The sequence below is a fragment of the Lysinibacillus sphaericus genome (assembly GCF_000600105.1).
In the GTDB taxonomy this organism is placed as follows: domain Bacteria; phylum Bacillota; class Bacilli; order Bacillales_A; family Planococcaceae; genus Lysinibacillus; species Lysinibacillus sphaericus.
The window spans coordinates 2,918,384-2,943,705 of sequence record NZ_CP006837.1 but is presented as its reverse complement, the minus strand read 5'-3'; the positions used below and the strand labels follow the sequence as shown (position 1 = coordinate 2,943,705).

Genomic DNA, 25,322 nt, shown 5'->3' with positions numbered 1-25,322 from the left:
AGACATTATCCAAAAAAATGTTCTTAGGAGGTGCTGCTTCGTGAAAGACGGTGTAGAATCACTTATAAAGAAATTTGGTCTAGAGATTTCGTCAGAACAACGCAACTACTTAGATTATCTATATGAAAATTTACATGTAGAAGAGCTAAGTGAGAAGGAACAACATTTTTTTATTGATTATTTTTACAAAAGTGAGACACTGCGTAATATGGCAGCATTTGCACTTGAGCTAGCGGATGTTATGCATGAAATCCGAGAAAACGTTCCAGCTATTGAACAGGCCGAGCGCTTAGCCAACGGTAAAGAGCAACGCATGTACTATGCGCAAAAATGGCAAGAAGCGAGACGTCAAAAGTTAAAGCAGCATACAACTAAAAGTGGAAATGTACTATATGTGCCATTTGTTGATTACAAGGAAGAGCAAGGGCCTATTATTATTTGTCTGGAACAAACTTTTGGCATGGAGAGGTATTCAGCGCTTTGTAAAAGTATGATTTTGCCGTTATTTATGAATGCATATAAAGAGCAAAGAGATTTATATATCGTGCCATACGATTGTCAAATTCACGTGCACTTCCGCTTTGAAAATGGTCATTTAAATCTATCTGATTTTAAAGATTTTATTGAATATAAGGCACAAGGTGAAGCAGCTATTTTGCCTGTGCTACAGTTTGTAAAAGGTTTGCTACAAGAAAATCAGCAATGTGCAGAAACGGAGGTTCTTATTTTTACTGAAGGGAATCCTGTTGATGGACCACATTTATTAGGAAAGCGTGCAAAGACCATGTTAGATGAAATGAAGCAGCGCTATCATGCTGAATTTTCTGTTATTGCGATGAATGAGCATTGTTTTAATGAGCATCACTTCTGGTTTGCAAATAGAGCCATTTTTTCAGAGGATGCGATTCAATAAAAAGCGAAGCTGACCAAATTGTTATTGGTCGGCTTATTTTTACTGTAAATCGTAACATCAATTTTTTTGCACAAGTATAATTGAAAAAGTACATAGGTATGTAAAAGGAGTATTACATGGATTCATTGAAATGGTTATTACCGAACTTGACTGTACCAACGTGGATAGACATTACCATTGCGGTCGCATTTTGTGTTGTGGGATGGTTGTTTCAGCATTTTGTGCTGAAGAAAATCATTACGAGCAGTGTTACATTTTTAAAGAATAGACAGCGTCATTTTCAAGCGACTGTTCTTGGACAATTTAATAAGGCAATCCGATATGCGTTTATGTCAGCAGTAGTTGTCCTAAGTTTATCGAATTTACTTAAAGTATTTTTATTTACACATTTTGCAACAAAGAATTTTGTGTTGTCTATCATGGTGTTTTTTGCCTTTAAAGGCGTATATGATGTGCTTCACTACTATACAAAGAAACCATTAGAGTTAAATAGTGACGAGGAGCAAAATGTTCTTTTACCGTTTTTCCTGCGTATTGGTAAAGTGCTTATTATGATTTTAGCTATGTTTACAATTGCGTCCTTTTGGAACTTTAATCTAAATGGCTTTTTAACAGGAATTGGTTTAACAGGGGTAGCGATTGCTTTTGGTATTCGTGACACCCTAGCACATGTTTTTGGTGGGATGTCCGTTGCACTCGACAATCCATTTCAAATAGGCGATTGGATTGCGACAGAGGATCAAAAAATAGAAGGTACCATTGAGGATATCAACCTTCGCAGTACACTTATTCAAACAGGCGACAAAGGGCTTGTTTATGTGCCGAACTCATATTTAGTGAATCGTCCAATATATAATTTATCAAAACGAGAGAAACGAAAATGTGAGTTGTTTTTATATGTAGCTGCGGAAAACGAAGAAGAAACATTACGTAGTGCTTTAAGCACAATTCATCAGCAAATTCATTTGCATGCAAATACTGAAAAAGAGCTGATTCATGTATATATAGATGAGTTCTATCAAGCATCATATCGGGTTCTTGTTCGTTTTTATGTTGCAACCAATGATACGGCTGTTATGTTAAATGTACGGCAGGATATTTTATTTGTGATTCGCCAAGTTGTTCAAGATTATGAGATAGTACTTGCAGAACAACCGGACGAATGTAAACTTGAGAAAAAATAATTTGAATTGTTCGATATTTTACATTACAATATATACTAATAATCGGCTTAGATGAAGAGTAGTAACTATTATTATTTGTTCAAGAGAGCTAGCGGTTGGTGGAAGCTAGTACAAATAAATAGCGAATGGACTTCGGAGCCCTAATCCAGAAGTTAAGTATGGATTAGCGTTTGCCTACGTTACAAGGCGTTGAGAGGGTCTTTTAAGACCAATAAAGGTGGCACCACGGCTTTTCCGTCCTTTGCGATGGAAAGGCCTTTTTATATGGTTTTTTGGTGTAGTAGAGCAGAGCATAGTGAAGGAGAGATTAAGAATGACAGTTGAGCTTAGCAGATTTGCCATCAAAGTATTACAGGGGGATATGATGACGCCTATATCGGTGTATCAATCTCTGACAGGAAAGCATAAGATGCTATTTGAATCTTCAGCCAAACATGAAGAAAGTGGGCGTTATTCCTTTATCGCCGTTAACCCAATAGCAGAACTGATTGGGAATAAAAACGGTTATCAATATACTAAAGGAATGAAAATGGATACGTCTAACGATAATGTCTTACAAAAACTAAAAGAAGTAATGCCACTTCATGAAGCGGATTATCCTTTTGCTTTTTTTGGTGGCGCAATCGGCTTTTTTGGTTATGAAACCGCCTTTTATGCTGAAAAAATTGGTGAATATTTACATGATAATTTAGAAATGCCTGATGTCCATGTTTTTTTCTATGATACGTTTATCGTGTTTGATCATTTAAAGCAAGAGGTGACATTAGCAGCAATCGATTTATTTAATGAAGGGCGCACCCTTGATAAGATGGAAGCCGCTATTGCTGAAATTGAGCAACAGCTACATGCAGGAACGACATTTGGTGCAATGGAGCTAGGTACAATTGATTTTCAACCAATGATACCAAAGGAAGAGTTTATTGCGATTGTTGAGCGCGCAAAACAGCATATTGTGAAGGGAGATATTTTCCAAATCGTGTTATCCCAACGTTTTTCTTCATCGTTTACAGGCAATCCATTTGCCTTATATCGGCAGTTAAGAACGTCGAATCCATCACCTTATATGTTTTATATGGATTTTGAGGCATACACAATTTTAGGAACTTCTCCAGAGAGTCTTGTAAAGGTCAAGGATCGCAAAGTTACAACAAATCCAATTGCTGGAACGAAACCACGTGGTACAACGCAACAGCAAGATGAAGCGATTGCTGAAAGCTTATTGAAGGATGAAAAAGAAATCGCTGAGCATCGAATGTTAGTTGACTTAGGGCGTAATGATATTGGAAGAATTTCCAAGATTGGCACCGTAAAGCTTGTGAAATATATGAACATTGAACGCTACAAACATGTCATGCATATTGTATCTGAAGTTATTGGTGAACTTCGTGATGAAGTCCATGTGTTAGACGTTCTTAGCGCATGTTTGCCAGCTGGTACAGTGTCGGGGGCCCCTAAGATTCGAGCAATGCAGTTAATTAATGAGCTAGAGCCAGTGAAGCGCGGCGTTTATGCTGGTGCAGTTGGGTATATTTCAGCTTCAGGTGATATGGATTTAGCGTTGGCTATTCGTACGATGGTGATCAAAGATGGGTTTGCGCATGTGCAAGCAGGTGCAGGCGTTGTGTATGATTCAGTACCTTTGTCTGAATATGAAGAAACATTAAATAAAGCTCGTGCGCTACTGGAGGTTAAACAATGATTTTACTCATCGATAATTATGATTCATTCACATATAATTTATTTCAGCAAGTCAGTATGCTTGGTAAGGAAGTTCAAGTAGTAAGGAATGATGAAGTAACAATTGAAGAAATAATTGACATGCAACCAGAAGCAATTATTTTATCACCAGGTCCAGGTACACCAAATGAGGCAGGAATCACAGTACAAGTTGTACAAGAACTATATACAAAATATCCGATTTTAGGGATTTGTTTAGGTCATCAGTCGATAGGGCAGGCATTTGGGGGAACAATTGAGCAAGCTAAAAATATAATGCATGGCAAGCTATCTGCTCTACAGTATGAGCAAACAGGCGTTTTTGCGCAATTCGAAGGTGATATGGAAGTGATGCGCTATCACTCGTTAATCATAGAGCCATCCACGTTGCATGAAGATTTTATTATAACTGCCACTTCGCGTGATGATGGAGAAATTATGGCTATTCAACATAAGCACTATCCACTTGTTGGATTGCAATTCCATCCAGAATCAATAGGCACTAAGACAGGTAGTGACATCGTGCAAGCCTTTTTAGCACTCGTTTAGGTGCGTGCCAGGCACTCAAACAATTTCCAAACAATTTGATTTTCAATAGAAAAAATCCACTTGCCTCCTGCGACTTATGAAGTGCTACGCGGAGAGCGAAGTGGATTTTTGTCATTTACGATGTATTATTGCTTTTTCCCAGTTATTAATTTGGCAATTTCCTCTAATGACATGGAAGAATTAACTTCATAAGAGCCGATTTGTAAACTTCGAGCATATTTTGCGTTCGCAAGTAATAGCTCCATTTCTACACTATTTGTAATAATGCCACCGTCTTCGAGCTTTTGCGCCACAATATAGGGCGTTATACCGCTATATATTTGAAGTGTCATTGTGACTTCATTATCAGCATTCTTATCAGCTTTCGGGGTACTATCAGTACGCTTATCTTCTGCAGACGTGTCAGTTGCATTTTCTTGTTGCTTATTTTCATTCCCAGTTTCTTTCGTCGAGTTCGCTTTTAATGTTGCGATTTCTTTCGTTGCTTGCTCGAGTTTTTTTTGTAGTTCCTCTACATCCTTATCGTTTGAGGAGGCAACTGTCGGTAGACCAATATTCAGATCCGAGCGATCGGCTATAGAAAGCAATGCGCCGACTAGGAAAAGGGCGATACCAAATGCACGGATGGCGGATTTGTTCATTATTATCTACCTCCGTTTGCAATCACTTGTCGCACTTGCTCTTCCGTTAAATTGGAGCGAATACTAATATCAGCAATGGAAAGTCCTTGCTTGTTGAGTTCGAGTACCTGACTGATAATGATTTCATGAATCGGCTTTAAGTTGTTTGGCATCGGTTCAGCCTTTTTTACTTGTGCAGCTTGTTGAACAGCCTGCATAACCTGTTGAACCTTTGGATTTTGCGTCGGAGGATTTTTAGCTATGGATGATTTAACCTGAAATTCAGGTTCTAGTAATAGCTCTTCTTCCACAATTTTGAGACGTCGCTTTAAATTATTCGTTTCTTGAAAAATAGAAATGGACAATTCTTCGACATCTTGTTCGACTTTTTTCGCACTATCTTTGAAAAAGAACGATAAAAAGATAAGAACGATACCGACAATCATAAGTATGATGGATAAATCCACTAGTTTCACCCCATTAAATTATGTAATTATAAGGTATTTTACCACATGCAAACTTAATGTGAAATGAAGGTAGATTTTTTTTCAGTTTATGTTATAATAGGTTAGTCGTATAAATCATGCTCAAATTTAAATTCTTGATATAGAGTGGGAGGGTTAATAATGCGCGTAAATATTACTTTAGCTTGCACAGATTGCGGCGAACGTAACTACATTTCTAAAAAGAACAAGCGTAACAATCCAGAGCGTCTTGAACTTAAAAAATATTGCTCTCGCGAGAAGAAATACACTCTTCACCGTGAAACAAAGTAATCGCTCATTAAGCCAAAACCACACGTGGTTTTGGCTTTCTACATTTTAAAGGGAGGTGCGATGTCGTGGATAAATCATCGTTGCGAAACAAGGTGCGTGAAGCACTCTCAAATATGAGTGCAGCTACATATCGCGAACAATCATTTGCTATCGCAAGAAAAGTGCTACAGGAACCATATATAATAGAAGCAAATACGATTGGCATTACAATTTCTAATAAGCCAGAAGTGGACACAATTCATCTAATCGAAGCACTTTGGAAGCTTGGTAAAACAGTGGCAGTTCCAAAATGTAACGCAAAAACAAGAGAAATGTCATTTTATGCGATAGAATCGTTTGCCCAGTTAGAAACTGTTTATATGCATTTGCGTGAACCAATTCCGGAAATAAGTGAGTTTGTTGACGCAAATGAAATGGATATCATACTTGTTCCTGGCGTAGTTTTTGACACACAAGGCTATCGAATAGGCTACGGTGGTGGTTATTACGATCGCTATGTATTACACTATAAAAAAGGTAAACTAATGTCTGTGCTTTTTGATGAGCAACTATATGAACAGGTGCCTGTAGAGACGCACGACTACCCAGTAGATCTTATCATCACACCGACAAAACGCATTGATTGTGAAGCGCAACGAGGAGCGAAATAAAATGGATAAAATGCTAGATATTTATGATTTATTAAAAACATATGGCACTTATATTTATACACGTGATCCTATTGGCGATTTAATGTTAATGGAGGATGAAATTCGTGAGTTGTACAAGGCGAATGTACTCGACATTAAAGATTACCAAATGGCACTGTTGTTAATACGACAAGAAACGACAAGACTGCGGGTTGAGCAAAATAAGCAGTAATGTTTCAATAGCGAATAATTTGGGTACGGTAAAAATATCGTAATATGTATGTAAAATTAGTAAAAACAGTGGTTTACCACTGTTTTTATGTTTTTACGAAACTTTTTACATTTAAAAACGTATATATTAATGTTAAGCTATAATGAAGCCGAGGAGAAAGGCTGCCAAAAATATATCTGTTGATTATCTGTAAAAAATGGATTAAGATATATTTTGTTTCAGAAATCAAATTGTAAATTTTATTATTTTTTTGTAAGGAATAGGGAGGATGTTAGGAATGAAATTAACTAAGTGGCCTAAACATTCATTTATGATACTAGCAATCGTAGCAACTTGGATAAAAACGGTCATTGTGTACCACACAAGCTTTGAGTTGAAAATTGAAAATGCAATGCAACAATTTATTTTGTTTATTAATCCATTAAGTTTTTTACTGTTTGTTTATGGATTATCGTTATTCTTTAAAACACCTAAAATAAGAAATCGCTATATAATCACTATGAGTATCGTATTATCGATTGTATTATATGGAAACGTTGCGTTCTATCGATTCTACAATGACTTTATTACATTGCCGGTATTATTCCAGACAAGTAACTTTAGTGATTTAGGAACTTCCGCTGCAGCTATTATTAATCCATGGGATCTTTTATATTTTGCAGATGTCTTTATTATTATTATCGCTAATAAGTACTTACCTAAAATGAAAGCAGCAGTAAAAGTAAACGTTGAATTCCGCCGTGCATTTTTCGTGTTAGCTATTGCGATGACATTTTTAAACTTAGGTTTAGCGGAAACAGAGCGTCCACAATTATTAACACGTAGCTTCGACCGCGAACTACTTGTTAAAAATATAGGTACGTACAACTATCATCTGTATGATATTTATATTCAGTCAAAATCATCTGCACAACGCGCATTAGCGGATGGCAGTGAATTAGTAGAAGTAAACAACTACATTCGTTCTAACCAAGCAGCGATTAACGAAGATATGTTTGGAAAATACAAAGATCGTAACTTAATTGTCGTGTCTCTCGAGTCATTACAAAACTTTGTGATTAATAATGATATGAATGGACACGAAATTACGCCATTCTTTAACTCTTTAACAAAAGATCCAGATACGTATTATTTCAGTAATTTCTATCACCAAACAGGGTTAGGGAAAACATCGGACTCTGAGTTTATTGTAGAAAACTCATTATTTGGTCTTGGCCGTGGTGCGGTCTTCTTCACACATGGTGGTAATACGTATAACTCAATGGCAGAGCGTCTTGGGGAAAATGGGTACTTTACAAACGTTATGCACCCGAACAATAAATCGTTCTGGAATCGTGATATAATGTACCAATCATTAAAAATTGATAAGTTCTATGATGTAGACTCATATAAAGTAGAAGAAGGCCAAGCTGTCAACTGGGGTATGAAAGATATTCCGTTTATGGAGCAGTCCGCTGCATTGATGAAAGACATGCCACAGCCATTCTACTCTCGTTTAATTACGTTAACAAACCACTATCCATTCACTTTAGATCCAGAAGACGTGATGATTCCTGAATACACATCAAACTCAGGAACGTTAAATCGCTACTTCCAAACAGTTCGTTACATGGATGAGGCGCTAAAAGACTTCTTCCAAGATCTAAAAGACCAAGGCGTTTATGATAATTCGATTATCGTTATGTATGGAGACCATTATGGAATTTCCGAAAACCATAATAAAGCAATGGCACAATATTTAGAAAAAGACGGCATTACACCGTATGATAATGCATTATTGCAAGAAGTACCTTTATTCATCCATATCCCTGGCGATGGTCAAGGGAAAGAGATGACAGAGGTATCTGGACAAATAGATTTACGACCAACTATTTTACATTTACTTGGCGTTGAAACGTCAAAAGATATGCAACTTGGTGCAGATTTATTCTCACCAGAGCACGAGGATTTCGTTATTTTCCGTGACGGCCGATTCATTACAGATAAATACGTTTATGCTGGTGAGGCTTGCTACGACAAAGCAACAGGGGAACAGATTGATGTAGCGCCTTGTCAACCTTATGCAGACCGAGCAACAACGGAATTAGAAAATTCGGATGCCATCATAAACGGGGACTTACTCCGATTCTATGATGAAAAAACAGGCAATTTAAAACAAAATGCAGTGAAGTAAATCAAAAAAGGCATACTAGAACTTCTAGTATGCCTTTTTTTGGTGCCAGTCACCCAAACAATTCAGGTAATTTTGAAAATTTAGCAATGCAATCGTTGCTAGTTATCCTTTATAGATGCGATAGGAATTGTTGTAAGTCCTTTTGTGTAACTTGCCCCTCCACTGTATATCTCAAAGTCCCCTCTGCATCAATAATAAAAGTAGTAGGGTAAGCCATGACTTTGAAAGCCTTCCCGAGTGCTCGATCATGATCTAAGAAAATAGGAAAACTTAAATTGTATAATTGTTGAAACTTGATTGCATTTTCACGACTATCATTTGAAGTTGCATTGATTGCGAGCAACTCAACATTATTTGGTTTTTGCTCATAAAAAGTATTTAAGTCCGGCGCTTCCTCATGACAGGGACCGCACCAAGAAGCCCAAAAATTAATAATTAGAATGTTCCCTTTATATTCTTCTAACGTTGTTGAGGATTCATCTAAGCGTGTTAAAGGGCTTTTGAAGTTAAGCATCTTTGCCCCTGTTTGTTTATCTACAATCAAATTAGGTTGGCTCTCTTTGTATATTTCATTTTTGACAGCAATACCAATGAGTGCCAGTACAACTACTAACGAAATGACCATTAAAATCGTTTTACGTTTCATCATAAATCTCCTTTTTGTGCATATAGATATAGGTTAATTGAATAAATTATTCCATATTTTAAAAATACTCCCTTATATAATAACGTAATTTATGAGAAAAAACCTCCTATTTTTTATAAGGGTTAGCATGATTCATGGATGAAAAAATTCTACAGAAAAGAAAAAGAGCAGCCTCCTAATAGAGACTGCTCTTTTCTGTCTGGATTTTAGTGTAACGCTGGAGGATATCCACTATGAACGATTGTCATGATGACGAACCAACCGAATACCCCAGCACTTGCTAAGTTGAAAACAATGCTTAGTAAGTTTTTTTCTTTAATTGCTTGGAATGTACCAACGACAGCTAAAATCGCTACTAGACCAAAAATAACCATTAATAAGTTCATTAAAAAAGACACTCCTTTCGACATCAGAAAATGAATGTCGTAAACAATATTCCTCCTTAATTGTAAACGTTCTACCTGTTTTTGTCGAGGACTAATATAGAGTAAAGTATGAACTTTTATCGTCAAATTGTGGCAAAGAATGTATAATATGAAGTTGAGGTGATAAAGATGATGAACGTACGAAGCTATTCCCTTGGACCAATCCAAACGAATTGTTATATCGTATCGAATAAAGAGAAAGAATGCTTAATATTTGATCCAGGCGAAGAAGCGACAAAAATTATAAAGGTAATTCGCAGCAATGGATTAAAGCCATTGGCCATTTTTTTAACACACGCCCATTTTGATCATATTGGTGCAGTGGATGAAGTCAGAGAAGCTTTTAATATTCCTGTGTGGATTCATGAAAAAGAGGTTAGCTGGCTAGATGACCCGATGAAAAATGGTTCTGGTAAATATGCTTCTTTACCAGATTATAAGGTTGCTGCTCCTGCTAAAGAACATATTATTAAAAAAGAGCAACTTTTTGAAATAAGTAATTTTGTATTTAATGCCGTATTTACTCCCGGCCATTCACCTGGTAGTATTTCATATATTTTTGAACAAGATGGTTTTGCCATCGTTGGAGATACATTATTCGAACAAAGTATAGGGCGTACAGATTTACTCGGAGGATCAACAAAACTATTACTTGCATCCATTCATGACAAACTCCTATCATTGCCTGAAGATACCATTGTTTACCCTGGTCATGGGAATTACACAACCATTGGTACAGAAATGGAAACGAATCCTTTCTTAAATGGCTTTTAATGGCGTTTTAAACGGCATGTGATAGCGATAGGTAATAAAAAAAGCGTGTCTCAAGATTTTGAGACACGCGATTTTTTGTATTAATGACCGCCACCAGGTACGTGAATGAATGTTGTATAGTACGTGAAGCCAGCGAAGAATACAGTTAAATATGCTCCGAAAATGTACATGTACATACGTTCTGAAAGGTTCAAGAAGCCTAATAATAAGAATAAACCTGTATTACCTACGAATAATAGCGATACCTCGTTCATACCACCAAGGTAGAACATAACTGCAAAAATACCTGTCCAGAATGCCATAACTTTATACATATTATCCATGAAGATTTCCCCTCCTTTTGCCCACGACACAATAATCTCTTACTCATTATAAATGATATGAAAGGTGTCTGTAAACTGGAACTTCTGCTTCTTTGTGACAAACAAATGGATTTTACAAATTAGCTATCGATTTCTGTCACGTTAATTTCATATTTGCATAAATCGCAGTTATGTACCATGCTTTCGATTTGGATAAATTCATTACTAGAAAATAATGCATTTAATTGTCCTTTTAAGTAAGATTCGTGTAAAGTACAAACGATGTCCGAGTGGGTATTAAGCTGCTCTTGGAATGGGCAATTAAAAATGGAGAAAATAACTTTTTTCCCTTTTTCCGTTTGCTGTATTTGTGGAGTATAGCCAATTAATGCAGCATTGTCTGTTAATAGCTGAAGCTTTTGTTCGAAGGATAGCATGTTATTAAGTTTTAATTCAGCATTTACATAATTTCTCATTTGTTGATAGCCATCTTGATAACTAATTTCCTGACATTTAGTTAAAGCAGATGGTCCTAACTCTTGTACTAATTGGATCGTCCATTTTAATAAGCGCTCTTCATCACGTCTAGGGAATGTTAGTGAAACACCTTTTTCTGATGCCTTATAAACACGACCAGGTCGTCCACCTTTACCAGTTTTTGCGAAATCTGCTGTAATAATATTGATTTCTGAGAGCTTGGTTAAGTGAAGGCGTGCAACATTTGGATGAATGCTGAATTTATCAGCAATATTTTGTACTGTTACCGTTTTTTTCTCTTTTAAAATATACTCATAAATGGAGTACCTCGTTTCGTCGGCTAAAGTACTAGTAATTTTTAATGGATGGATCATTTACATCACCTCATTGTATTATTTGAAAAATTGCTGTTAATGAAAAGTTAGGAAAAAAATCATGCTGATTCTATTATATTGCATTATTGGAAAAGATACAGATTCTTTAGGCTTAAATATTATCTTTTTCATATGTTTTGTTCATAATTTGTGAAAATTTGTATGTTATCCACAATATTTTTAGAAAAATCTGCGTTTGCTAGTGAAATATCCATCAAATTTTTATTTTAGAAAAAGGGCTTTTCTCGTAACGTGTTCCTCTTTATACTAGGAAATAACGAATAGAGCGGTCATATTCGAATGAACTAGAAAGAAGGGGTAATTATGCAAACTTTTGAATCTGTTGTAGAACAAAAGAGTGAGCATCTTTTAGTGAAAGCCTATCATTTTGGTGCTTCGGATTTATTACTCATACCGCAAGAAAATCGGTATATAATCTATTTTCGAAAATATGATAAGTTACTGACAGCAGGAGAGCTCCCCACTGAACTCGCCGAGCGCATCGTGTCCTATTATAAATTTTTAGCAGCATTAGATATTAGTGAGCGGCGTAAACCACAAAGCGGCTCTTTTCAGAAAATAGTGGAGCAAAATCGTTTTGCTTTACGCGTTTCCACACTTCCTTCTGCTTATTTAAAAGAAAGCCTTATTATACGGCTTCTTCTTCAAAACCACGCATTTCCACTTACATCCTTAAGCTATTCCAAATGTGCAGCTGATAAGTTAACTAAGCTAGTAGACAATCAACAAGGCATTTTATTGTTTTGCGGGGCAACAGGCACTGGTAAAACAACGTCTTTGTACTCTTTAATACACCATTGTTCTAGCGAGCTTCAACGCCATGTTATTTCATTAGAAGATCCTGTAGAAAATAAACAAGTCAATCTTCTTCAAATTCAAGTAAATGAACGAGCGGGCATTACTTATGCGGCGGGCTTAAAAGCGATTTTGCGGCATTCGCCAGACGTGATTATGATCGGTGAAATACGCGATCAAGAAACAGCTAAAATTGCTATCGAGGCAGCTCTTACAGGTCATTTAGTGTTGTCTACTATTCACGCGAAGGATTCAGTAAGTTGTCTCTATCGGCTTTTAGATTTAGGGGTGTCACCAGAAGAGCTTCGTCAAACAGTAATTGCTATTGTGGCACAAATGTTATTACACCTTCCGCAACAGCAAGAGGAAAGACGAGCATTATTTGAAATACTATGTGATAGCCACCTTGATCATGCCATTCAAGCTTTGATACAAAAATCGCATTATGCAATGCCTTATCGTCTAACGTTGGCTGGTCAAAAAGAAGAAATTATGAGGCAACAATATGCTGCAGCTCAGAGCGTTTATTGACAAACTACAACTGGATTATAAAAGAACAACAAAGTGGCGACTAAAAGAACAAGCACAATTTATTAGGCGTTTAAGTGTCTTAATACAGGAAGGCTATTTGTTTGCTCAAGCGGTGTCGATGCTGCTGCCACACCATGTGAAAAACTATGAGGAGGTTCAACAATTTGTAGATGAAGCACTTAAACAAGGAAAAGGTGTAATTGGCGTATTTGACACTTTACAATTAGCCAAGCATTATTTGGTAGCCATTTCAATTGCTGAACATAATGGACATATGGTTGAAGCATTAGGTGGTGTGGCCAAGCAAATGACGTTGAGCCAAGAGACTAAGAAAAAATTAATGAAGTTACTTTTGTATCCAGTAGTATTGATTGTATTTTTACTGTTGTTGTTCCTGTTATTTCGTACGTTTTTCTTTCCTAATATTGAAGCAATGGTGACAAGTCGCAACGATTATGGAACAGAGGAACAGTCGTCTATTGCCGTATCTAAATTATTATTACATGTTCCAGACGTATTTATCGTAGTCCTTTTTGTTTTGACTTTAGGTAGCATCATTTTTCAGCGTATGCTAAAAAGGTTATCGGTTGCTAGACAGCTCCAAATAATGTTGAAAATACCTTTTGTGAATAGCTATTTTCGCTTAACCATGACAAAACAATTTGCTGCTTATTTGGGTAGCTTGCTGCACAGTGGTTTTTCCTTACAAGCAAGCTTGCAGATTTTAGAGCGACAACGGTACCAACCGAATGTACGCTTTTTAGCTAGTCGCATAAAGGAAAGGGTTACTTTTGGTGATACCTTAACACAGGCAGTTACTTTACTTCCAGTGTGGCAAAATGATTTCGCTACGTTTGTAGAGCATGGGGAGCAAAGCGGTTACTTAGGTAAGGAATTAGTATTGTATAGTGAATTATTGTTAGAAAAGCAAGAACTCCTGTTGCAAAGATTGCTTGCATTTGTACAACCAACGTTTTTTGTTTTTATTGCTTTATGTATTGTTGCGGCCTATGTCAGTTTATTGTTACCGATTTATCACATGATTGAACTTATATAGGAGGACCTATCATGAAACATATACAACAAGAAGCAGGATTTACTTTAATTGAAATGTTAATTGTTCTGTTGATTATTTCCATTTTAATACTTATTACAATTCCTAATGTTACAAAACATTTTGCGACGATTGATGAAAAAGGATGTGCTGCATATATCTCGATGGTGCAAGGACAAGTCGAGGCTTATCGGATAGATTTTATGGAGTATCCTTCATTAGACGATTTGGTGGCAAAGGGATATTTAAAAGAGCAGGGAACGACTTGCCCAAATAAGGAAAAGATCGTGATTACCACTAAAGGAGAAGTGCAATTAGCAAAACAATCCTCTACAGCAGAGGTTGATGGACAATGAATCACATTAAAAATGAACGAGGCTATACGCTACTTGAAATGGTCATGGTGTTATTTATAGTAATGTCATTAACTGCCATTGTAACAAAATTATCAGTGAAAGTAGCTGAAGCAAAAGAAGTGGAACGCTTTTTTATGCAAATGCAATTAGACCTTCACTATTTGCAAACGTATAGTATGCACCATAAGGATTATATATTTATAAAATTTGAGCCACACTTACAACGTTACAGTATTAAAAAAGATTTTTTTACAACAGAATATACTCGCCCCTTTCCAAAAGGGGTAGAACTATTGACAGAAGGGACAAACGTTTATACAGTGCGCTTTAACTTTATCGGTAATATGATGACGCCAGGGACACTTTATTTTCATACACCTCAAGGGCTTAAAAAAGTAGTCATAACGCTAGGGCGAGGGAGAATGAGGGTCGAATGAATGAAATGGGCTACTCCTTTGTTGAAACAATTGTTTCTGTTGTTATTGTAATGCTGTTATGCTCGACGTTAATTCCGATTAGCTACACAATGAAAACAACCCTCTATCATCAAAAGCTTGAAGTTGCCGCTGCCGAAACGGCTTATGAAGGGTTAAAGCAATATCGTTATTTCCAGCAAGTCGCAGGAGTAAAAACGATTGACGATGTAGATTATCATTGGCTATTTGATGGACAGAAAATATGTGTCACATTTCAAAATACAAGAGAACTACGTCAAAAGTGTATTGAATTAGCAGGTGAAATTCGATGAACAACAAAGGATATACTTTATTGGAAGCGCTGATTCAAATGGTCGTCTTTGTGCTCGTTTGCCATGTTTTCATCTTCATTATTCTGTGGGCTCTTACAATAAAAACTTCTATCATGACGGATGAACATTCAAAATGGGAGTTATTTGTTTTCGAAATGACTACTAATTTGGCCAATGCTACTTCCTTATCCGTAAGGCAAAATCAAAGAACGATCATGCTTCAAACAGCCAATACATGGCAGTATTTTGACTGCTATCACAATATGATTCGACAAAGAGTGAATGGTGGTCATGTCCCGATGCTTGTGGGTATAAACAATTGCCAGTTTCAATTGAGTGGCAATGAACTGACAATCGCTGTCGAATTTCCAAGCGGTTTAAAGAAGGAGCGGACCTATTTTGTACCAATTATTGAAAAATGACAGAGGGGCTGTTTTTTTAATCGCAATTGCATTATTATTTTTTGTAACTACTTTTGTTCTTACGTATTGCATGTCTTATGAGATTCAGTTTCGAACATATGATGGGTTAGAAAAGATGAATGTTCGAGCTACGATAAATTTATTAGGACAAATTTTGTCAGACAGTGTAGAATCGTAGTAAGAAGGTGATTCGAATGCGAAAAATATATTTAGTTGGCTTTATGGGCTGCGGGAAGAGTGCGTTAGGTAGACGGTTAAGCTATTTATTAAAATTACCCTACTATGATATGGATCATGAAATTGTCAGACAGCAGGGAATGACGATTCCACAAATTTTTGAGAAGTATGGAGAGGCTCGTTTTCGCGAAATAGAAACGGAATTTTTGAAAAATTTCCGCGACGAGGCATGTATTATCTCTACAGGTGGCGGTGTGGCTATAAATGGGGAAAACCGTAAAATTATGAGACGCAGTGGACTTGTATTCTTTTTAGATGCGACATTCGAAGATATTTATAAACGAATACAGCATGATCCAAATCGACCAATAGTACAAAGCTCAACCAAGGAAGAGTTAGAGGAGCTGTATCATTACAGAAGAAAGTTTTATCGCGATGCTGGCCATATTCAAGTGCTGACAGAAGGTAGAACGATTCGGCATATTCTAGAGTATTTAGTATTTCAAGTAAAAAGATTAAAAAGCGAACGATGATTGATTTACGTGACTGTAATGTTCGTCTTTTGAGTTAAATTAAAAAATGTTTGCCTTTTCAATGCAATCAATGTTAGGATATAGACTAATAAGATAACTTTTTGTACATTGAATACTAAATAGTACCAAGATCATTCTTGGGCGGATGATTGTACGGGGAGAGCGCGTGTAGACGCCACCGAAGGAGCAAGTAGCAAAGGGCTATGAATCTCTCAGGTAAAAGGACTCGTACAAGACGCAACTCTGGAGAGAGCTGTAATACAACAGCCACCAAAGGGGAAAGCCTACTGATTGGCATTTTCGCAATGCGAGTTAGATTGGTGTAACTTTCAGGTGCAAGGACAGAGAATCCCGAAAAGGGGTTCGTCTGTCTTTTTTTATGTCTAGACATTGTTACGGCGTATGCGCTTGAAATGTCAAAAAAGCAGACGAACTACTACCAGTAAAATGATACAAACAATAAGGAGGCAATAGTAATGACGAATGAATTAAAACGTACACCTCTATTTGACGAATACGCAAAGTATGGTGGTAAAACAATTGACTTCGGTGGATGGGAATTACCAGTACAATTTACTTCTATTAAAGAAGAACATGATGCAGTGCGTCATCGTGCAGGCTTATTTGATGTGTCTCATATGGGCGAAATTTTAGTAACAGGCCCAGATGCACTAGCATTTTTACAAAATCTTTTGTCCAATGACATCGCTAAAATTGCTACTGGTCAAGCGCAATACAATGCAATGTGCTATGAAGATGGTGGCGTTGTCGATGATTTATTAACGTACAAACTTGCAGATAATCATTATTTACTATGTGTCAACGCAGCCAATATTGAAAAAGACTTTGATTGGATGATGGAAAATCAACATCAATATGATGTCACAATTGACAATCAATCGGAAGCATTTGCACAAATCGCTTTACAAGGACCACTTGCAGAAGAGCTTCTTCAATCATTAACAGCTACAGATGTAAGTGCGATTAAATATTTCCGCTTCCAAGAGAATGTTGACATTGCAGGACATAAAGCGTTAGTATCTCGCAGTGGTTACACGGGTGAAGATGGCTTTGAATTGTACGGTGCTCCAGCGGATATTAAAGCACTTTGGGATATTATTTTAGAGGCAGGAAAAGACAAAGGCGTTGTGCCAGCCGGCTTAGGTTGCCGTGATACATTGCGCTTTGAAGCGGGTCTGCCACTTTATGGGCAGGAACTTTCTGCTACAATTTCACCACTGGAAGCGGGCATTGGCTTTGCTGTCAAATTGAATAAAGATGACTTCATTGGGCATGATGCGTTAGTAGCACAAAAAGACAATGGTTTAGCGCGTAAAATTGTCGGTATTGAAATGATTGATAAAGGGATTCCACGTCATGGTTACAAAGTGTTCAAGGATGGTCAAGAAATCGGTGAAGTGACAACAGGTACGCAGTTGCCTTCTTCAAAACGTAATGTTGGTAACGCCTTAATTGACAGCCAATTCGCAACTATCGGAACAGAATTGGAAATCGAAATTCGTGGTAAGCACTTAAAGGTTGTAACAGTTGAAACACCGTTTTACAAGCGTTCAAAATAAAATTTGAAAAGAGGGACCTACATTTATGAAACATCGTTATTTACCAATGACGGAGCAAGACAAACAAGAAATGTTAGACGTAGTTGGTGTATCGTCAGTCGATGAGTTATTCGAGGATATTCCTGAAAAAGTACGTTTCAAAGGCCTTTATGATATTAAAGAAGCAAAATCAGAATCAGCACTTTTAAAAGAGTTATCGGCACTCGCTGCTAAAAATAAAGATACAAATGCAAACGTATCATTTTTAGGTGCAGGAGTCTACAATCACTATAAACCAATTATAGTAGACCATGTCATTTCTCGTTCAGAATTTTATACAGCTTATACGCCGTACCAACCTGAAATTTCACAAGGGGAATTACAAGCGATTTTTGAATTCCAAACAATGATTGCGGAGCTTACAGGCATGGATTTGGCAAACTCCTCTATGTATGATGGTGGAACAGCACTGGCAGAAGCAGGGATGCTAGCAGCAGGTCATACACGTCGTAAGAAAATTTTAGTATCTGAAACGGTTCACCCTGAATATCGAGATGTCGTTGCTACATATGCATACGGTCAATCAATCGACATCGTCACAATTCCTCATAAAGATGGTGTCACAGATGTAGAAGCTTTAAAAGAGCTGATTGATGAAAATACAGCGGCTGTTATTGCACAATATCCAAACTTCTTCGGTCAAGTAGAAGATTTACAAGTTATCGGAGATATTGCACATGATGCGAAAAGTTTATTTGTTGTATCATCTAACCCACTTGCACTAGGAATTTTAACACCACCAGGTAAGCTTGGTGCCGATATTTGCGTTGGCGATGCACAAGTATTTGGTATTGCGGAAAGCTTCGGCGGTCCACACTGTGGATTCTTCGCTGTCACAACAAAATTAATGCGTAAAGTGCCTGGTCGTCTTGTTGGGGAAACAGTAGATGGTGAAGGTCGTCGTGGTTATGTGTTAACACTACAAGCGCGTGAGCAGCATATTCGTCGCGACAAAGCAACATCGAATATTTGTTCAAACCAAGCGCTGTTAGCTCTAGCAGCATCTGTTGCTATGACTGCTTTAGGCAAGCAAGGCGTACGTGAAATGGCCATGCAAAATATTGCGAAAACACGCTACGCAAAAAATGCTTTTGAAGCGGCAGGCTTTACAGTGGCATTCCAAGGTGCACACTTTAACGAAATCGTTGTGAAAACTAATAAATGCGTGAAAGAAATCAACAAAGGCTTACTTGAAAAAGGCATTATCGGCGGTTATCCATTAGGTCAAACATACGATTCACTGAAGCAACACGTACTAATCGCTGTCACAGAATTACGCACGAAGGAAGAAATTGATGCACTTGTTGCAGAAATGGGGGCTCTCAATGCATAACGAAAATCAATCACTCATTTTTGAAATTACAAAAGAAGGTCGCGTAGGGTATAGCTTAGAAGCGTTAGATGTACCAGAAATCGATCTTGCGGATTTACTTCCTGCAAACTGTATTCGTGAAGAAGCGGCGGAGTTACCAGAAGTTTCTGAGCTTGATATTATGCGTCATTATACAGCACTATCTCGTCGTAACCACGGTGTAGACTCTGGTTTCTATCCACTTGGTTCATGTACGATGAAGTACAATCCAAAAATCAATGAGTCAGTGGCACGTCTATCTGGCTTTGCCAATGTACACCCATTACAAGATGAATCTACTGTTCAAGGTGCAATGGAACTTCTTTATGAACTGCAAACGTCTTTAGTCGAAATTACAGGGATGGATGAAGTCACATTACAACCAGCGGCAGGTGCGCATGGTGAATGGACAGCATTAATGATGATTCGTGCTTTCCATGAAGCGAACGGCGAAGGACATCGTAATAAAGTCATCGTTCCTGACTCTGCACACGGTACAAATCCAGCATCAGCAACAGTTGCAGGCTTTGAAACAATTACAGTTAAATCTGATGAAAACGGCTTAGTCGATATCGAGGATTTACGTAAAGTAGTAGGGCCAGACACAGCGGCATTAATGTTAACAAACCCAAATACACTAGGTTTATTTGAAGAAAATATTATCGAAATGGCAGAGCTTATTCATGAAGTTGGCGGGAAAGTATACTACGATGGCGCTAACTTAAATGCCGTAATGAGTAAAGCACGTCCTGGCGATATGGGCTTTGACTGTGTACACTTAAACTTACACAAAACATTTACAGGTCCACACGGTGGCGGTGGACCAGGTTCAGGTCCAGTAGGCGTAAAGGCTGATTTAATCCCATTCCTACCAAAACCAGTACTTGTCAGAACAGAAGATGGCGCATACCACTTCGATTATGAGCGTCCACAATCTATCGGTCGCGTAAAACCTTACTATGGCAACTTCGGCATTAACGTACGTGCTTATACGTATATTCGTACGATGGGCCCTGATGGCTTAAAAGCTGTTACAGAATATGCTGTACTCAATGCAAACTATATGATGCGTCGCCTAGAGCCATTCTACGACCTACCATATAACCGTCATTGCAAGCATGAATTTGTATTATCTGGTCGTCGTCAAAAGAAACTAGGCGTTCGTACATTAGATATCGCAAAACGTCTGTTAGACTTCGGCTACCATCCACCAACAACGTACTTCCCACTCAATGTGGAAGAAGCGTTAATGATCGAGCCTACAGAAACAGAATCAAAAGAAACATTAGATGCTTTCTGCGACATTATGATTCAAATCGCCAAAGAAGCAGAAGAAAACCCATCGATCGTACAAGAAGCACCACATACAACAGTCGTATCTCGCCTAGACGAAACACGCGCTGCCCGTACACCAGTGCTTCGTTATCAAAAAGCATAATGTATAAAAAAACCGTTCACATCAAGTTGAACGGTTTTTTTGTATCTACACTTAAATAATCCAAACTATAGATAAAAACATAAAAATTGATATAATTACATTAATTTGTAATTATATTTGTTGTAGGTATGATTAGGAAGGGAGATTAAAATGCAGGAAACAATGTTTGAATTGAGCTTACCAATAAATAGCCTATTAAATAATACATATAAAATAATGCAAGCTCTAGCTACTAGTAAGTTATCCTTTGTGTATATAGCTGAACATATCCATTCTGGAGAGCAATTAATCATTAAAGAATATTTCCCAATAGAAATAGCTTTACGAGACTTAGATAACAAGTCTGTAATTAATCGCTTACCGTCTACAAAAGATAAATTTAATGATTTAAAGGACAGGTTTCTAAGTGAAGCATTAATGATTAAGGATTTGAGTCATCAAAATATTGTTCAGTATCGGGACCATTTTACAGAAAATGAAACGATATATATCGTAACGGATTATTATGAAGGGATATTATTAAATCAATATATACAAAAATATGCTATTGATGAGAGGCATTTTCTATATGAAGAAATATTCCTTCCTTTGATTGATGCTATCACATATTTACATAGTAAGGGCATTATACATCGTGATATAAAGCCGAATAATATTATAGTTGATGTGCAAGGCAAACCTCGCTTATTAGATTTTGGTTCAGCAATTTATTATAAAAAAGATAATAAATATCCAATATTTACTACTGCAGGTTACTCACCTATAGAGCAGTATTCCATAAAAGGAGAGCAAGGTATTTATACAGATATTTATAGTTTGATGGCAACTTTATACTACTCCTTAACTAATGTAATTCCAATAGATGTTTCACAGAGGCTAATTGAAGATAAACTTACAAATGTGAGAAAATTTAATAAAAAAGTCAGCATTCCTCTAGCATTGACAATAGTATGGGGCTTACGAGTACAGAGTAAAAAAAGATGTTCTTCCCTTTCTTTTATTAAGTGCATGATCACGCTGGAAAAAAAGTTCAAATGTATAAAGAACTATCCAATGCAAAATAATTCTAAAAGACCAAATTAACTATGTGGTTATTACTTTTTATTCATTTTTTCTATATAGAACAGTTTTTTAAAAACAGCTTAGGACCTAAGAGTAATTGGACCTTTAGCTGTTTTTTTTATAAAAAAATGGGAATAATACATTTTTTTATAAAGAAAATATCATAAAAATCATAAGATATATTTTTACCAAAAATGCTTTTAAATATTTTATATTACAATATATTCTATTGAAAATATTGACATTAATTTTATGTATTGTATAGTTACTTTTGTGATACATAAATTTTAGTGAAAACATACAAAAATACATAATAATGGATTGTTGTTTCTTGTACATAGCACAGTACATCTTTTATATTGTAACATTTTACCTTAAATAATTTTATTATCTTTTTTAGTTAATTTATTGAAATATTAAGATGCTCAATTCAATTGCTTTACTATTCTTATCTTGTATTTTTTTCTCACTAATATTTATGCTTACTCGAAATTCGTTATCTAAAGGAGGGATGGCTGTAGTAATGTACAGCCAAATGAATGGAGATTATTAGTCAAACAAACAGAACCATGCTCTTTGAAGAAATAAACCCTGAGAAATTAGATTTAATTACGCTTGTTGGAGATGTAAAAGGAATCGACAGTCTAAGTGATGAAAAGATTAAGGAAATTAATCAACATCTTCTTGTAAAAAGTTTCGACGAATTTTTAGATAAATTTTCTCCTACTGTTTATTCATTTTATAATGCGGCCAATCAAAAGGTGATGTATACCTTAAAAAAACCTGAAGGAATTCAAGATGATTGTATTTCTGAAATAGCAATTGACCAAAATAATGATTTTTTAAAGATGCTATTTACGCTGATTGATACTAAAAGAAGTCAGGGTATCACGAATGTAGATTTTAAATTTGAAAATTTGCTAGACATGATTTCTCCTAAAAAAGTCATGGATGATATTCGTCAAGTTCGTAAGGAAATTCATTACCTGTACGGTGAGTATGACAAGCTAGATGAGGGAGATCCGAAAAAATTAGATACTGGTGACAAACTAAACCTTATGTTTGAAGTAGCTAGTAGAAACTACAACAATGTAATGGCGATGTTACCTTTAGCAATTGAAGATATTAAAACAAGATTATTATTAGGTGCTAGTCAAGATGAAGATGAGTCAGAAAAATTACAAATAGGTACACTTTCTATTGGTGATAATGGTGAATTAAAAATTATTGAGGCACCTCAAACAAATAGTTCTGATTTAATGGTTATTGAAGAAAATAGTAATTACGGTTTGAGTACTGTTTTTGAAGAAGACTATGAAGCCATTACAGAATCGCCATCTTCCTATGTGAAAGATTTAGTTGTAAGAACATTCTCGCCACTACCAGCTGTAAAAGCTGAATTCGATGTTGAAACAGAAGTTCAAAATTACAATACTTACCTTGAATTCTATAAGGATGCTAAGGATGAATTTGTAAAAACGGTGAAGCCTTTAGTTGAAAAGCTATTAGGTGTCAAAATGTACTTCGATCAATATGCGACGAAAAATAAAGGTATGCAGCCGTCATTACTAGTTACCAATACAAAGCTTGATATGCTTGTGAAAAGTAATAACCTACCAAGATTACGCACGTATTTAAATACCGTTAACGCTAAAAATGATTTCACAGATACAGTATGGTACGGCATTGTACCTGCACTAGAATTAGAATCTGCTGGAAAAATGAAAGTTAGCCGATCAAGATTCAAAGGGAATGAAAAGGTTACAAAGCAAGAGGGCAACACTATGGAATCCTTATCAATCCTTTTAGATACAGTAAAAGATTATAAGATTCAAATTTTCTTTAACTTTATGGCTGAAGAAGAAACTACCTTCAATGGAATCGCCACTGCTGGGATTGATCGTTTAATCGATAAATGCTCCGTTCTTGTCAGAAAAGATTATAGTGAATTCGCGATACCATGCTTACCAAACTTTACGATTATTCCAAAAGATAAATCAGGTGTTGTGATTGATACGAGAATGCATACTACCGAAAATGGCGCTCGTTTATCGAAGGAAAAGGAAGATGTTTTAAAGCTATGGATCGAGGGTGTATATGTAGGAGCAAGCTATGTAGCAGCAGGAATTGTGTCCGCTTATCAATGTCCAGAGTATTTAAAAGAATCATTTAGAAATGTGAAGAGAAATTATCCGGGGGTTCGTTTTGACATCGAAGCAGGTGACAACTCATTACGTGCTGTGACTACGATGGCGAAAGAAATTTCTGGATTTACAAATAATATTAAAGATGCGATTAATAGCAGAAGCTTTGGATTTGTATTCTCATCTGAAAATGCACAACTACAGGATAAAGATATTAAACGTATTACAGTATATAAAGCTAGAAGCTTGGCGATGGAAGAAGATGGATTCGATTCAATCTACAAAACACAAGTTAGTACGTATATTGAAAGAATTCTAAGATTCCAATCAGGTGACTTTAAGCATGAGAATATCGTTCGCTTCTTTAGTAATAATCCAAGTAGTCAAAAAAGTAAGTGGCTAAATGATAAAGGCTATGTAAACTCGATTATTCATGATGGAGATGATATTGGCTACATCATTGATGAGAAAACAAGCTTATGTCAAATCGACCTTGTATTTAACGGTAATGTGAAAAATCTTGAAGTCACGATTACTAAAGGGACAAGTGCTGTTAAAGCCTAACAATTTCATTTTCTCAATTTTAAATTATTTCAGTCGGATGTTTAAGATTTACTTTTTGTAAATCTTTTAACATATATACGAATCGAACGACTAATTGCTAATGACAAAAAATATTACATATTTCACAGTTTGATATGAAACATGGCACTGTGAAATGCAAAGCGGTATCAAGTTTATTTCATTAGAACAATTGGAAGTAAGATTCAATAAAATTTAGGAGGTACTAAAAAATGGGTTTTGTATTAAAAGTAGAAGGATCAGAAGCAATTGAATTAGGGTTAGAAAGCATCATGACTGTCGAATATGAGACAGATACTCCGAATGATTCTAACGCACGCTCTACAGATGTTGGGGCAACTTTAAAAGTAAAGGGCAAAATTTTAACTGCCACTGATGGTGATAATTCTGACGATACAATGAAATTAGGATTATGGTCATTAGTACCAGCTGAAAAAGCTGATTGTTACCGTAAAGTAACATTAGAGGTTATCTCAGCTGATCAAGTAGTAAGAAAAATTCATTTCCCAAATGCTTTCGTAGTGGATTACTCAGAAAGATATGGTGACACAGAGGGTATTGGAGAGTTCTACTTATTTATTAAGCAAAAGAAAGACAAAACAGATTTGGCAAAAATCGAGGGTGGCTACGCTGTCTAAGATTGCAGCATGATAAGACACTACTAATTATCTAAGGAACTTTTATAGTTCCTTAGATTAT

Annotated in this window: 28 protein-coding genes, 1 riboswitch and 1 other annotated feature; of the genes, 22 read left to right on the top strand and 6 right to left on the bottom strand. The window is 36.3% G+C overall.

Annotated elements, in window-relative coordinates; genetic code table 11:
• Nucleotides 1–40: 40 nt before the first annotated feature.
• The 4 genes from T479_RS14100 to T479_RS14085 all read left to right on the top strand — a co-directional run bounded on the left by T479_RS14100 (nucleotide 41) and on the right by T479_RS14085 (nucleotide 4,362).
• Nucleotides 41–913 (top strand): hypothetical protein, encoded by an 873-nt coding sequence (locus T479_RS14100; protein ID WP_025219985.1) that lies wholly within the window; start codon nucleotides 41–43, stop codon nucleotides 911–913.
• Nucleotides 914–1,029: 116 nt separating this feature from the next.
• On the top strand, nucleotides 1,030–2,097 hold the full coding sequence (locus T479_RS14095) for a mechanosensitive ion channel family protein (RefSeq protein ID WP_025219984.1): 1,068 nt from the start codon (nucleotides 1,030–1,032) through the stop codon (nucleotides 2,095–2,097).
• A 39-nt stretch (nucleotides 2,098–2,136) separates the two neighbouring features.
• Nucleotides 2,137–2,342: a binding site (T-box leader), on the top strand.
• 68 nt (nucleotides 2,343–2,410) lie between these two features.
• Nucleotides 2,411–3,796 carry an anthranilate synthase component I gene (gene trpE / locus T479_RS14090; protein WP_025219983.1) on the top strand — a complete coding sequence of 462 codons (1,386 nt, stop codon included), beginning with the start codon at nucleotides 2,411–2,413 and terminating at the stop codon, nucleotides 3,794–3,796.
• A complete protein-coding gene (locus T479_RS14085; RefSeq protein ID WP_029747102.1) occupies nucleotides 3,793–4,362 on the top strand; it encodes an anthranilate synthase component II in 570 nt (189 codons plus the stop codon). The genes trpE and T479_RS14085 overlap by 4 nt, the downstream gene beginning before the upstream one ends.
• Before the next feature lie 125 nt (nucleotides 4,363–4,487).
• Here T479_RS14085 and T479_RS14080 read toward each other — a convergent pair whose 3' ends face one another.
• Both T479_RS14080 and T479_RS14075 read right to left on the bottom strand, forming a co-directional pair.
• On the bottom strand, nucleotides 4,488–5,003 hold the full coding sequence (locus tag T479_RS14080; RefSeq protein ID WP_025219982.1) for a hypothetical protein: 516 nt from the start codon (nucleotides 5,001–5,003) through the stop codon (nucleotides 4,488–4,490).
• A 2-nt stretch (nucleotides 5,004–5,005) separates the two neighbouring features.
• A complete protein-coding gene (locus T479_RS14075) occupies nucleotides 5,006–5,449 on the bottom strand; it encodes a hypothetical protein (protein WP_024361278.1) in 444 nt (147 codons plus the stop codon).
• 159 nt (nucleotides 5,450–5,608) lie between these two features.
• On the opposite strand from T479_RS14075, the gene rpmG reads away from it, so the two are divergent.
• The 4 genes from rpmG to T479_RS14060 all read left to right on the top strand — a co-directional run bounded on the left by rpmG (nucleotide 5,609) and on the right by T479_RS14060 (nucleotide 8,792).
• Nucleotides 5,609–5,758 carry a 50S ribosomal protein L33 gene (rpmG, locus tag T479_RS23285; RefSeq protein WP_008408521.1) on the top strand — a complete coding sequence of 50 codons (150 nt, stop codon included), beginning with the start codon at nucleotides 5,609–5,611 and terminating at the stop codon, nucleotides 5,756–5,758.
• Nucleotides 5,759–5,823: 65 nt separating this feature from the next.
• Nucleotides 5,824–6,408, top strand: a complete 585-nt coding sequence (locus T479_RS14070) for a 5-formyltetrahydrofolate cyclo-ligase (RefSeq protein ID WP_038509793.1) — start codon at nucleotides 5,824–5,826, stop codon at nucleotides 6,406–6,408.
• 1 nt (nucleotide 6,409) lies between these two features.
• Nucleotides 6,410–6,619 carry a YqgQ family protein gene (locus T479_RS14065; protein WP_024361277.1) on the top strand — a complete coding sequence of 70 codons (210 nt, stop codon included), beginning with the start codon at nucleotides 6,410–6,412 and terminating at the stop codon, nucleotides 6,617–6,619.
• A 277-nt stretch (nucleotides 6,620–6,896) separates the two neighbouring features.
• On the top strand, nucleotides 6,897–8,792 hold the full coding sequence (locus T479_RS14060; protein ID WP_024361276.1) for an LTA synthase family protein: 1,896 nt from the start codon (nucleotides 6,897–6,899) through the stop codon (nucleotides 8,790–8,792).
• Between the two features lie 109 nt (nucleotides 8,793–8,901).
• On the opposite strand, the gene T479_RS14055 is transcribed toward T479_RS14060, so the two are convergent.
• Entirely contained in the window at nucleotides 8,902–9,441 is a 540-nt protein-coding gene (locus T479_RS14055) for a TlpA family protein disulfide reductase (protein ID WP_137036940.1), read from the bottom strand.
• Nucleotides 9,442–9,644: 203 nt separating this feature from the next.
• Nucleotides 9,645–9,824, bottom strand: a complete 180-nt coding sequence (locus T479_RS14050) for a DUF2759 domain-containing protein (protein WP_024361274.1) — start codon at nucleotides 9,822–9,824, stop codon at nucleotides 9,645–9,647.
• Nucleotides 9,825–9,992: 168 nt separating this feature from the next.
• On the opposite strand from T479_RS14050, the gene T479_RS14045 reads away from it, so the two are divergent.
• Nucleotides 9,993–10,637: an MBL fold metallo-hydrolase gene (locus T479_RS14045; RefSeq protein WP_024361273.1), complete on the top strand. Its 645-nt coding sequence runs from the start codon at nucleotides 9,993–9,995 to the stop codon at nucleotides 10,635–10,637.
• A gap of 80 nt (nucleotides 10,638–10,717) precedes the next feature.
• Here T479_RS14045 and T479_RS14040 read toward each other — a convergent pair whose 3' ends face one another.
• Both T479_RS14040 and T479_RS14035 read right to left on the bottom strand, forming a co-directional pair.
• Nucleotides 10,718–10,960, bottom strand: coding sequence for a DUF2626 family protein (locus T479_RS14040; protein ID WP_024361272.1), 243 nt, complete (start codon nucleotides 10,958–10,960; stop codon nucleotides 10,718–10,720).
• Nucleotides 10,961–11,079: 119 nt separating this feature from the next.
• On the bottom strand, nucleotides 11,080–11,790 hold the full coding sequence (locus T479_RS14035) for a helix-turn-helix transcriptional regulator (RefSeq protein WP_025219980.1): 711 nt from the start codon (nucleotides 11,788–11,790) through the stop codon (nucleotides 11,080–11,082).
• Between the two features lie 324 nt (nucleotides 11,791–12,114).
• On the opposite strand from T479_RS14035, the gene comGA reads away from it, so the two are divergent.
• From comGA to T479_RS13965, 13 genes are all read left to right on the top strand, one after another.
• On the top strand, nucleotides 12,115–13,137 hold the full coding sequence (gene comGA, locus T479_RS14030) for a competence type IV pilus ATPase ComGA (protein WP_024361270.1): 1,023 nt from the start codon (nucleotides 12,115–12,117) through the stop codon (nucleotides 13,135–13,137).
• Nucleotides 13,112–14,194, top strand: a complete 1,083-nt coding sequence (comGB, locus tag T479_RS14025) for a competence type IV pilus assembly protein ComGB (protein ID WP_227665359.1) — start codon at nucleotides 13,112–13,114, stop codon at nucleotides 14,192–14,194. The genes comGA and comGB overlap by 26 nt, the downstream gene beginning before the upstream one ends.
• Before the next feature lie 11 nt (nucleotides 14,195–14,205).
• Nucleotides 14,206–14,547, top strand: coding sequence for a competence type IV pilus major pilin ComGC (comGC, locus tag T479_RS14020; protein ID WP_024361268.1), 342 nt, complete (start codon nucleotides 14,206–14,208; stop codon nucleotides 14,545–14,547).
• A complete protein-coding gene (gene comGD / locus T479_RS14015; RefSeq protein ID WP_024361267.1) occupies nucleotides 14,544–14,984 on the top strand; it encodes a competence type IV pilus minor pilin ComGD in 441 nt (146 codons plus the stop codon). The genes comGC and comGD overlap by 4 nt, the downstream gene beginning before the upstream one ends.
• Nucleotides 14,981–15,295 (top strand): type II secretion system protein, encoded by a 315-nt coding sequence (locus T479_RS14010; RefSeq protein ID WP_025219979.1) that lies wholly within the window; start codon nucleotides 14,981–14,983, stop codon nucleotides 15,293–15,295. Before comGD ends, T479_RS14010 begins: the two co-directional genes overlap by 4 nt.
• Nucleotides 15,292–15,717 (top strand): competence type IV pilus minor pilin ComGF, encoded by a 426-nt coding sequence (gene comGF, locus T479_RS14005; protein ID WP_024361265.1) that lies wholly within the window; start codon nucleotides 15,292–15,294, stop codon nucleotides 15,715–15,717. Before T479_RS14010 ends, comGF begins: the two co-directional genes overlap by 4 nt.
• 194 nt (nucleotides 15,718–15,911) lie before the next feature.
• Entirely contained in the window at nucleotides 15,912–16,427 is a 516-nt protein-coding gene (locus tag T479_RS13995; protein ID WP_024361263.1) for a shikimate kinase, read from the top strand.
• A 145-nt stretch (nucleotides 16,428–16,572) separates the two neighbouring features.
• Nucleotides 16,573–16,665: riboswitch (glycine riboswitch) on the top strand.
• Nucleotides 16,666–16,903: 238 nt separating this feature from the next.
• Nucleotides 16,904–18,007, top strand: a complete 1,104-nt coding sequence (gcvT, locus tag T479_RS13990; protein WP_025219978.1) for a glycine cleavage system aminomethyltransferase GcvT — start codon at nucleotides 16,904–16,906, stop codon at nucleotides 18,005–18,007.
• Nucleotides 18,008–18,032: 25 nt separating this feature from the next.
• Nucleotides 18,033–19,379 carry an aminomethyl-transferring glycine dehydrogenase subunit GcvPA gene (gene gcvPA, locus T479_RS13985; RefSeq protein WP_025219977.1) on the top strand — a complete coding sequence of 449 codons (1,347 nt, stop codon included), beginning with the start codon at nucleotides 18,033–18,035 and terminating at the stop codon, nucleotides 19,377–19,379.
• Complete coding sequence (gene gcvPB / locus T479_RS13980; RefSeq protein WP_024361260.1) at nucleotides 19,372–20,835, top strand: aminomethyl-transferring glycine dehydrogenase subunit GcvPB; 1,464 nt, start codon at nucleotides 19,372–19,374, stop codon at nucleotides 20,833–20,835. Before gcvPA ends, gcvPB begins: the two co-directional genes overlap by 8 nt.
• A gap of 150 nt (nucleotides 20,836–20,985) precedes the next feature.
• On the top strand, nucleotides 20,986–21,918 hold the full coding sequence (locus T479_RS13975; protein WP_025219976.1) for a serine/threonine protein kinase: 933 nt from the start codon (nucleotides 20,986–20,988) through the stop codon (nucleotides 21,916–21,918).
• 518 nt (nucleotides 21,919–22,436) lie between these two features.
• A complete protein-coding gene (locus T479_RS13970) occupies nucleotides 22,437–24,605 on the top strand; it encodes a hypothetical protein (RefSeq protein WP_025219975.1) in 2,169 nt (722 codons plus the stop codon).
• 230 nt (nucleotides 24,606–24,835) lie between these two features.
• Nucleotides 24,836–25,261, top strand: coding sequence for a hypothetical protein (locus T479_RS13965; RefSeq protein WP_025219974.1), 426 nt, complete (start codon nucleotides 24,836–24,838; stop codon nucleotides 25,259–25,261).
• Nucleotides 25,262–25,322 lie beyond the last annotated feature (61 nt).

Excerpts from the sequence above, each read along its gene's own strand:
- T479_RS14095 (WP_025219984.1), top strand. The coding sequence starts at position 1,030 with ATGGATTCATTGAAATGGTTATTACCGAACTTGACTGTACCAACGTGG.
- trpE (WP_025219983.1), top strand. The coding sequence starts at position 2,411 with ATGACAGTTGAGCTTAGCAGATTTGCCATCAAAGTATTACAGGGGGAT.
- T479_RS14085 (WP_029747102.1), top strand. The coding sequence starts at position 3,793 with ATGATTTTACTCATCGATAATTATGATTCATTCACATATAATTTATTT.
- T479_RS14080 (WP_025219982.1), bottom strand. The coding sequence starts at position 5,003 with ATGAACAAATCCGCCATCCGTGCATTTGGTATCGCCCTTTTCCTAGTC.
- rpmG (WP_008408521.1), top strand. The coding sequence starts at position 5,609 with ATGCGCGTAAATATTACTTTAGCTTGCACAGATTGCGGCGAACGTAAC.
- T479_RS14065 (WP_024361277.1), top strand. The coding sequence starts at position 6,410 with ATGGATAAAATGCTAGATATTTATGATTTATTAAAAACATATGGCACT.
- T479_RS14060 (WP_024361276.1), top strand. The coding sequence starts at position 6,897 with ATGAAATTAACTAAGTGGCCTAAACATTCATTTATGATACTAGCAATC.
- T479_RS14055 (WP_137036940.1), bottom strand. The coding sequence starts at position 9,441 with ATGATGAAACGTAAAACGATTTTAATGGTCATTTCGTTAGTAGTTGTA.
- T479_RS14050 (WP_024361274.1), bottom strand. The coding sequence starts at position 9,824 with ATGAACTTATTAATGGTTATTTTTGGTCTAGTAGCGATTTTAGCTGTC.
- T479_RS14045 (WP_024361273.1), top strand. The coding sequence starts at position 9,993 with ATGATGAACGTACGAAGCTATTCCCTTGGACCAATCCAAACGAATTGT.
- T479_RS14040 (WP_024361272.1), bottom strand. The coding sequence starts at position 10,960 with ATGGATAATATGTATAAAGTTATGGCATTCTGGACAGGTATTTTTGCA.
- T479_RS14035 (WP_025219980.1), bottom strand. The coding sequence starts at position 11,790 with ATGATCCATCCATTAAAAATTACTAGTACTTTAGCCGACGAAACGAGG.
- comGA (WP_024361270.1), top strand. The coding sequence starts at position 12,115 with ATGCAAACTTTTGAATCTGTTGTAGAACAAAAGAGTGAGCATCTTTTA.
- comGB (WP_227665359.1), top strand. The coding sequence starts at position 13,112 with ATGCTGCAGCTCAGAGCGTTTATTGACAAACTACAACTGGATTATAAA.
- comGC (WP_024361268.1), top strand. The coding sequence starts at position 14,206 with ATGAAACATATACAACAAGAAGCAGGATTTACTTTAATTGAAATGTTA.
- comGD (WP_024361267.1), top strand. The coding sequence starts at position 14,544 with ATGAATCACATTAAAAATGAACGAGGCTATACGCTACTTGAAATGGTC.
- T479_RS14010 (WP_025219979.1), top strand. The coding sequence starts at position 14,981 with ATGAATGAAATGGGCTACTCCTTTGTTGAAACAATTGTTTCTGTTGTT.
- comGF (WP_024361265.1), top strand. The coding sequence starts at position 15,292 with ATGAACAACAAAGGATATACTTTATTGGAAGCGCTGATTCAAATGGTC.
- T479_RS13995 (WP_024361263.1), top strand. The coding sequence starts at position 15,912 with ATGCGAAAAATATATTTAGTTGGCTTTATGGGCTGCGGGAAGAGTGCG.
- gcvT (WP_025219978.1), top strand. The coding sequence starts at position 16,904 with ATGACGAATGAATTAAAACGTACACCTCTATTTGACGAATACGCAAAG.
- gcvPA (WP_025219977.1), top strand. The coding sequence starts at position 18,033 with ATGAAACATCGTTATTTACCAATGACGGAGCAAGACAAACAAGAAATG.
- gcvPB (WP_024361260.1), top strand. The coding sequence starts at position 19,372 with ATGCATAACGAAAATCAATCACTCATTTTTGAAATTACAAAAGAAGGT.
- T479_RS13975 (WP_025219976.1), top strand. The coding sequence starts at position 20,986 with ATGCAGGAAACAATGTTTGAATTGAGCTTACCAATAAATAGCCTATTA.
- T479_RS13970 (WP_025219975.1), top strand. The coding sequence starts at position 22,437 with ATGGAGATTATTAGTCAAACAAACAGAACCATGCTCTTTGAAGAAATA.
- T479_RS13965 (WP_025219974.1), top strand. The coding sequence starts at position 24,836 with ATGGGTTTTGTATTAAAAGTAGAAGGATCAGAAGCAATTGAATTAGGG.